At 65.9% G+C, this 7441-nt stretch carries 7 protein-coding genes; 5 read left to right on the top strand and 2 right to left on the bottom strand.

All coding sequences use genetic code 11. The annotated features are described in order from the left end of the window. Together VGC18_RS12995 and VGC18_RS12990 are read left to right on the top strand one after the other, a co-directional pair. On the top strand, nucleotides 1-963 hold a 963-nt coding region (locus VGC18_RS12995), incomplete at its 5' end, for a carboxylesterase family protein (RefSeq protein WP_331098048.1). After that, on the top strand, nucleotides 960-2306 hold the full coding sequence (locus VGC18_RS12990; protein WP_331098046.1) for an MFS transporter: 1347 nt from the start codon (nucleotides 960-962) through the stop codon (nucleotides 2304-2306). The genes VGC18_RS12995 and VGC18_RS12990, both read left to right, overlap by 4 nt. A gap of 776 nt (nucleotides 2307-3082) precedes the next feature. Here the strand turns inward: VGC18_RS12990 and VGC18_RS12985 are convergent. After that, complete coding sequence (locus tag VGC18_RS12985; RefSeq protein WP_331098044.1) at nucleotides 3083-3274, bottom strand: hypothetical protein; 192 nt, start codon at nucleotides 3272-3274, stop codon at nucleotides 3083-3085. A 397-nt stretch (nucleotides 3275-3671) separates the two neighbouring features. Between VGC18_RS12985 and VGC18_RS12980 the strand changes: the two genes are divergently transcribed. Next, nucleotides 3672-4475: a Cof-type HAD-IIB family hydrolase gene (locus VGC18_RS12980; RefSeq protein WP_331098042.1), complete on the top strand. Its 804-nt coding sequence runs from the start codon at nucleotides 3672-3674 to the stop codon at nucleotides 4473-4475. 30 nt (nucleotides 4476-4505) lie between these two features. On the opposite strand, the gene VGC18_RS12975 is transcribed toward VGC18_RS12980, so the two are convergent. Beyond that, nucleotides 4506-5219, bottom strand: coding sequence for a hypothetical protein (locus VGC18_RS12975; RefSeq protein ID WP_331098040.1), 714 nt, complete (start codon nucleotides 5217-5219; stop codon nucleotides 4506-4508). Between the two features lie 148 nt (nucleotides 5220-5367). On the opposite strand from VGC18_RS12975, the gene VGC18_RS12970 reads away from it, so the two are divergent. Beyond that, nucleotides 5368-5889, top strand: a complete 522-nt coding sequence (locus VGC18_RS12970; RefSeq protein WP_331098038.1) for a peptidylprolyl isomerase — start codon at nucleotides 5368-5370, stop codon at nucleotides 5887-5889. Between the two features lie 159 nt (nucleotides 5890-6048). Further along, nucleotides 6049-6825 carry a rhomboid family intramembrane serine protease gene (locus VGC18_RS12965; RefSeq protein ID WP_331098036.1) on the top strand — a complete coding sequence of 259 codons (777 nt, stop codon included), beginning with the start codon at nucleotides 6049-6051 and terminating at the stop codon, nucleotides 6823-6825. Nucleotides 6826-7441: the final 616 nt, after the last annotated feature.

Raw genomic sequence — 7441 nt, 5'->3', positions numbered from 1 at the left:
GATCCCGACCGAGTGACGATCTTCGGGCAGTCCGGCGGGGGCGTCAGCGTGATGTTCCACCTGGCGCTCCCTTCTTCGCGCGGCCTGTTTGCGCAGGCCATCGCCCAGAGCGGATGCTCGATGGCCTCTGTCGATGCTGACGAGGCCTTCCGCATCACGAAGCAGGTGGCGAAGGAGCTTGGTGTCGCGCCCACCGTGGAGGGGATGTCGGGCGTCAGCTTGGAGCGCACCGCCGAGGCCTCAGCCAAGGCGAGCAGCACGTTCGCACTAGGCATCGCCCGCGCCGACCGCAAGGCGCTGCTGCTCAGCCCCTTCCGCGGGGTCGAAGGAACCAAGTTCCTGCCGAAGAGTCCGTTCGCCACCGCGGGCACCTACCCGAGCGTCCCCCTGCTCGCGGGCACCTGCCGCAACGAGACGGCGCCGCTGCTGGACGGCATCGCAGCGGCCGCCGGGTCGCTCGCGCCGCTCGTGCGCCGCGGCCTGCGGCGGGCACTGGAGCTGAACAAGCCTCTGCTGGACGCCTACAGCAGCGGCCCGCGGCACATCGCTGACAACGCGGCGTTGGTGGAGGCCGCCTGGACCGACTGGGCGTTCCGCATGCCCACGATCCGCCTCATCGAAGCCCGGCCCGAGCCGTCGTGGCTGTATGAGTTTCGCTGGCAGCGTGAGAACATCCCCCCGGCTTCTGGGTCGTTCCACGCGATCGACCTGCCCTTCGTACGCGACGACCTGGAGCTGCTGATGGCGCAGGGGCAGCCGGCCGTCAACTACTTCGGCAGCCATCCACCGAAGCAACTGGCCGAGCGCATGCACCGCGATTTCGTCCGCTTCGCCACGACCGGCAACCCGGGTTGGCAGCAGTACGACGCCGTCGAGAGGACCACCACGATCTACGACACGGCAACGGCACCGCTCAGTGACGCCGCAGGCGTCGAGCGCGAGGCTTGGGAGGGCAAGCGATGAGCCTCCCGGAGATCGCCGACGCGCTCATCCCCTCGGCCGGGTTCTCGCCCGATGATGAGCTTCCCACGGTCGTCGCCGGCTCGCAGCGTCGCGTCACCGGTGCCCTGGTGCTGAGTATGGCTGCCGGGTACATCAGCACGTCGGTTCCGGTGAACCTGCTGCTGGCTACCCATCTGACGCGGATCGCCGGACCGGCGGCCACGGCAGCGTTCAGCATCGTGACCGGGATCGGCGGCCTGGCCGCGCTGATCGCCAACCCGCTCGGGGGCCGGATCAGCGACCGGACGACGACCCGTTTCGGTCGTCGTCGCACCTGGATCCTCACCGGCGGCATCGGCGCGGCGATCCTGCTGCTGGCGATGGTGTTCACCACGCAGGTCTGGCAGGTGGCACTGGCCTGGGCGCTGATCCTCGTGCTCGTGTCGTTCCAGCAGGCAGCGAACAACGCGCTCGCCGCCGACCAGATCGCTCCCAAGCGCCGGGGAGCCGTCTCCGGCGTCATCGCCGTGGTCTCGCTCGGCGGCCCGGTCGTGGGATTCGCGCTCGTGAGCATCGTGGCCTCCAACCCGGTTCTGCAATGGGTCCTGCTCTCCGTGCTCAGTGCCGCCGGCGTCGTGATCGCGGTGGTGGTCGCGCGCGATCCGCAGCACCGGATGCCCAACGACGCGCCGCGCCTCGGGCTCGGTCTGATCCTCCGGTCGTACTGGGTGAGCCCGCGTCAGCATCCAGCATTCGCGTGGGCGTGGGCGGTTCGCTTCCTGCTCTCGGCGGCCTGGGCGGCGAACACCTACTTCTCATTCGTCCTGCTGCAGCGCTTCCACGTGCCGACCGAGGAGGTGTCACCGATGATCCTCGTCACCACGCTGATCGGGATCGTCTGCCTGGGCGTGATGGCGTGGCTGACCGGTTGGTTGTCCGACAAGATCCACCGGCAGAAGCCGTTCGTCGTCGGTGGCGGCATAGTGCTGGCCGTCGGCCTCGTGGTGATGGCGTTCACGCCGAGCATCCCGGTTATGTTCGTCGGGGTGGCGATCATGTCGCTCGGATTCGGCGGGTTCATGGCAACCGACTTCGCCCTGTGTATCCGGATGCTGCCGGACCCCGAGGAGTCGGGCAAGGACTTCGCAGTGCTCAACATCGCGCAGACTCTGCCCACTTCGGTCGTGCCCTTCATCGCTCCGGCCCTGCTCGCGATCGGCGGGTTCCCAGCTTTCTTCGGCGGTCTCGCGGTTCTGGGGGTGCTCGGTGCGATCGCGGTAATCCGGATCCCCGACATCGGCCAAGAGGGCGACCCCCGGTTTGCCGCGATAACCCGAGAGTGTTCGACCGCAGTCCAGGGCTGAGATGAGAGGGCATCGGGACTTCACCGGGAACTCGCGAGGGCGAGTTCCCGGGTTCCCCAATCAGTTCGCTGACGTTCCGACTGATCCCGTTGGCGTTGCCCGCCGGGGCTCCGACCCTGTTCTGGATGGACGCGGCGGGTGATAAGGGCAACCTCCAGCGCGACGCGTTGGCGCGCGAGTTGGGGATCACAGTCGTGACCGTGCGCTATCGGGCGGCGCCGTGCGACCGGCGCGGTTTGGGGGCACCCGCTATCGACCGGTGCGGGCCAGCTCTTGGTCGATTGCCACGAGACCAAAGGAGACACATGATGCCACAGAGGTAACAGGTCCTCACTGACGTCAGGAGGGGAGCTCGGCGGTCATGCATCGAGCTTCTCTCCGAGGGCTCGTCGATGTGCGCCGCATGGCAAAGAGGTCGATTCAGTGGCTCGATCGCACGTATTGGAAGCACAGCACCACGGTCCGGCTGAAGGATGCATCGTAGAGGTAGTGTCACCCCCGGAGCCGTTGTTGGCCGCTGGGTGGCGCGGACTCCGTTGAGGATGACGGCGCCGATTGTGGCGATCGTCATCAGCAGGCCGACGCCGATCCTGCCGTGGACGAGGCCGCACAGGGTTTCGGGAACGAAAGTCCAGGCGCCTGCAAGCAGCGTGCCCCAGAAGGCGATCTGGGCGACGAGGGCAGGGGCTCCGGTCCATTGGGCGATCAAGCCTGCCAGGAGTCCGATCCCGGAGATGAACGAGGGCGCGAACTCCGGGTCTCGTCACCAGGGGCGGTCATCGGTTGGTCGGCTCCTCGGCGGGAGTTGCTGCGGCGGGGGTCTTGGGGTTGGCCTCGACCTCGGTGGAACAGCCGTTGTCGATGCAGGAGACGTCCTCGTCGACAGCCAGGGTCGCGTCGAGTGGGGCGGATCGGCCATCGCGCGGCCGAGTCGATGCATCATGCCGAGGCGAGAAGAAGCGCAGCATGCGCTGACCAATTGAAAGGGTGGGGCAGAGAACTGCGCTGTTCCCAGAATTTGCCGAGACACGCCGACTGTGGGCCGTGAGGCACGTCGGCGAGTTCAGGAGTGGGTGCGACGCTTTCAGGTCGGAGGGGTCGCTGGTAGTTCTTCGTCGCAGTGATGAGGTGTGTGAGAGGACCCAGGGTGCGAGCCTGCTGCCAGCTCCGCTGTCACAGTCACTGGTCAACACATCTGAGACTCTCAGAAGAGATGACGCCTGACAATTGGCGACGTCCTTCGGTACTCGTCGGTGGATGCTTCTCGGGATGGGAGAGAATCGAGGCATGGATTCCTCCGGAGCGATCCCCGCCCACCGCCCCGCCCCTGACCTGGCCGATTGGCCCATCGGCGCTGACGTCCGGTTGGTCGTCGCCGACATGGACGGAACCCTCTTGGATGGGGACAGCCAGATTCCCCGAGGATTGTGGCCGTTGCTCGCCGAGATGCGGGCCCGTGGGATTGTCTTCGCCCCGGCCTCGGGCCGCCAGTACGCCACCCTCGCCTCGATGTTCGCCCGCGAGGCCGACGGCATGACGATCATCGCGGAGAACGGCGCGCTCGTCATGCGCGACGAGGTCGAGGTCTCCTCCGCGCCGATTGATCCGGAGACGGTCGTCTCCGTCGTCAGGGCCGAGCGGGAGCATGCACGGTCCGGCGCTGATGTCGGCGTCGTCGTGTGCGCGAAGACGGCGGCCTATGTCGAGCGCACCGATGAACGCTTCCTCGAGCAGGCGCGCCCCTACTACCGGCGGATCGTTCCGGTGCCCGATGCTGTGGGCGAGGAGGTCCTGGCGGAAGGTGTCGTCAAGGTCGCCCTCTACGATTTCGGGAACGTCGAGGCTTCTGTACCGGCTGTCTTCGGTCGGTCCCGCCACAGTCACCAGGTCGTGATCTCCGGCGAGCACTGGTCCGATCTGATGACTCAGGGCGTCGACAAGGGGACCGCGGTGCGGGACCTGCAAGACCTCCTCGGCATCGGCGCAGATCAGACCGTGGTCTTCGGTGATTTCCTCAACGACCTCGGAATGATCCAAGCGTCAGGGTTGTCCTTCGCGATGGCCAATGCTCACCCCGACCTCATCGCCGCGGCGAATCACATCGCTCCCGCGAACACCGAGGACGGCGTGGTCACGGTGTTGAGGGCGCTCTTGGGGTTGACGGGCTGAGGAACAGCCCCGGCAGGCAGATGCAGTGAGTCATTTGGACTCGGGGGTCTCCTCGGAGACAGGCGACTCCGCCTCGTCCTCGGCTCCGGCCTCCGCGACCTCGTCGGTGACGATCTGTTCGGTCCCGTTGACGGGGGTGGGGATGTCATCGACGGGCTCGGGCGCGACATCGGGCACCGGAGCATCGGTGTCGAGATCGGCCCAGTACTCCTCGGCCCACGGATCCTCGATCGGCTGGCTGCGCTTCCACAGCAGGTAGCCGACTCCGGCGGCGGACGCACCCAGCGCGGTCCAGCCCAGTGCCTTGGCGACGCGATGGTGCTTGACGACGGGATGAGTGATGGCGGTCGGGGTCGTCAGCGCGTGCGTGGAGGCCTCGCGGACCAAGCGAGCACGCTCGGCCAGATCGGCATCGGTGGTCGCCGCGGTCGTCGCATCGGAGACGGCCTTGTTGATACGGGGAAGGTAGTCGTCGACGACCTTCCCCTGGACATCGTCGATGAAGGGCTTGGCTGCGTCAGCGGCCGCTTGAGCCCTCTCCGCAGCCGAGGAGATCGCCGGTGTGGCCCTCTCAATCGTTTTCTCGAAGGCTTGCTGGGCTTTCGGTGCTGCCCAGTCGATGCCCTGACCGGTCAAGTCGGCAGCCTTGAGTGCTGCACGACTGGCCTGCTCAGTGAGGGCGTCTTTGATTTTGAGCGCGTCCGCGCGCATCTGCTCAGGATCGATGTTCGGGGTCTTGGCCATGACGCCTCCGTGTCCAGGTCTTCTTGACGCCCGCGGGCGCCAATCGTCACCCTATTGTGCACCGATGCGATGTGACCTGCAGCCCATCACTCCCATGTGAGCACTCGCAGAGTGTGCTCGGAGCACCAGGATCTGGGAGGATTGACCCATGCATGCGATCCTTCACACCACGCTCGGCGACATCACGGTCGAGCTTTTCCCGAACCACGCTCCCAACACAGTCACGAACTTCACGGGTCTGGCCCGCGGTGACCGCGAGTGGACCGACCCCACCACTGGCCAGAAGACCACGAAGCCGCTTTACGACGGCGTGATCTTCCACCGTGTCATCCCGGGTTTCATGATCCAGGGTGGTGACCCGATCGGCACGGGTACAGGCGGTCCCGGATACGAGTTCAACGATGAAATCCACCCGGAGCTTTCATTCACCAAGCCCTACATCCTTGCCATGGCCAACGCCGGCAAACGCATGGGGCACGGGACGAACGGCTCGCAGTTCTTCATCACGGTCGCCCCCACTCCGTGGCTGCAGGGCAAACACACGATCTTCGGAGAGATCACCGATCAGGCGTCCAAGGCCGTCGTTGACGCGATCGCCGCTGTTCCCACCGGCCGCAATGACAAGCCGGTCGAGGATGTTGTCATCACCTCCGTCGACATCGTCGACTGAGACTCCGTTCAGACAGGCACGGACGAGGTCGGGGCCGGGGCGTACTCCGCTCCGGCCCGGCCTGTTCCAGGGGATGGAAGGGCACCGATGAGTGGGTTGCCGCAGTACGGTCAGCGTTCCGATGCGAGTGCAGCGCCCGATTGCCCACGGCACCCCGGGGTGCGCGCCGTCGACTATTGCAAGCGATGCGGTCGGCCGATGTGCATCGACTGCGCCATCCCGACCGAGGTGCGCTCGATTTGTGTCGATTGCGCCCAGGAGCTGCGTCGGCGTGTCTCGCCCTCATCGCCGGTCGTCACTATCGGAATCATCGCAATCTGCGCCATCCTCTACGTGATGGGCTGGATTTCTCCCGCCGCCGAACGCGCGCTGACTTTCGCGCCGGTGCTCGGCTATTCCGAGCCGTGGCGTTTCCTGACCACGGCGTTCCTCCATGCCTCGGTCTTCCACATCGCGTTCAACATGCTGGCCCTGTACTGGGTCGGACGGGCCGTCGAGCCCGCGCTGGGACACTGGCGTTTCGCCGTCCTCTACATCCTCAGCGCGATCGGCGGGTCGTTGGCGGTCCTCCTGTGGTGCTTCGTCCAGCCCGCCTCGTTCTTCACGGCCACCGTGGGCGCCTCGGGCGCCGTCTTCGGGCTCTTTGCGGCGATCTTCGTCCTCCAGCGGATGAGCGGGTCGGACACGACGGCAGTCCTCGTCCTGCTCGGCATCAACCTGGTCTACGGATTCATCACGTCGGGTGTCTCGTGGCAGGCCCACGTCGGCGGGATGATCGTGGGAGTCCTTGTCACTTGGGCGTTCGTCGCGCTGGCGAAGCCGCGCCGGGGAATGACGGCGAAAGTGCAGGAATGGTGGGCCCGGGCCGTGGCGCTCGGAATGCTCGCTGTACTCATTGCCGCAATCTGGGGAGCCTACGCACTGTTGGTGTCCTGAGCCTGAGTGGTCGTCTCACGTGCGCGGCGCTCCGGGCGCGGGCCGTCGCGAGTTCGGGATGCCATGAGGTCGGAGCAGTCGTTGCGGGCGCGGATACCGAGCCATTCGGTGTTCACTGGCTGTGCACGGTGAGTTCACAACGGTGGACATCGGGAGTTTTCCCCGCCGTCATGCGCCGGACGCCGGAATGACACATCTGTCGTTCATCCCCAGGTGTGGATATGCCTGTGGACAACTCCGTGGACAGTGGATGCGGTGGGGTGGTGTCATGGTGTGTGGAGGCGCCGCCGTGAGCTTCCCGTTCAGCAGGTGCAGCACCACTGTTGAGTCCTGTGAATGGGCTCCGCGAAGGGGCCCTTCCGAACAGTAAGCGTTCAGTTCGTTCGATCTCGGTGCCAGACACGGTCGAGGTTGAAGTTCCTGAGCACCGGGAGTGGCGCCTCCTGCTCCACAACCTCGATCTCGGCCGGGGTCGTCCTCGAGGTCGTGCGTGTCGCTCGCTTGGCGCTCACTCCATCCATCACTTTCACGCGTGCTCACTGAATCGTGGGTTGTTGGCTGGCTGCATCGATGAAACCCACGTGTGCTCAATGGATTGCTGGTTATAACTGGTGGT

Origin of the sequence: Lacisediminihabitans sp. (assembly GCF_036404185.1) — a bacterium.
GTDB lineage: Bacteria > Actinomycetota > Actinomycetes > Actinomycetales > Microbacteriaceae > Lacisediminihabitans.
This window is presented reverse-complemented; position numbering and strand designations above follow the sequence as displayed.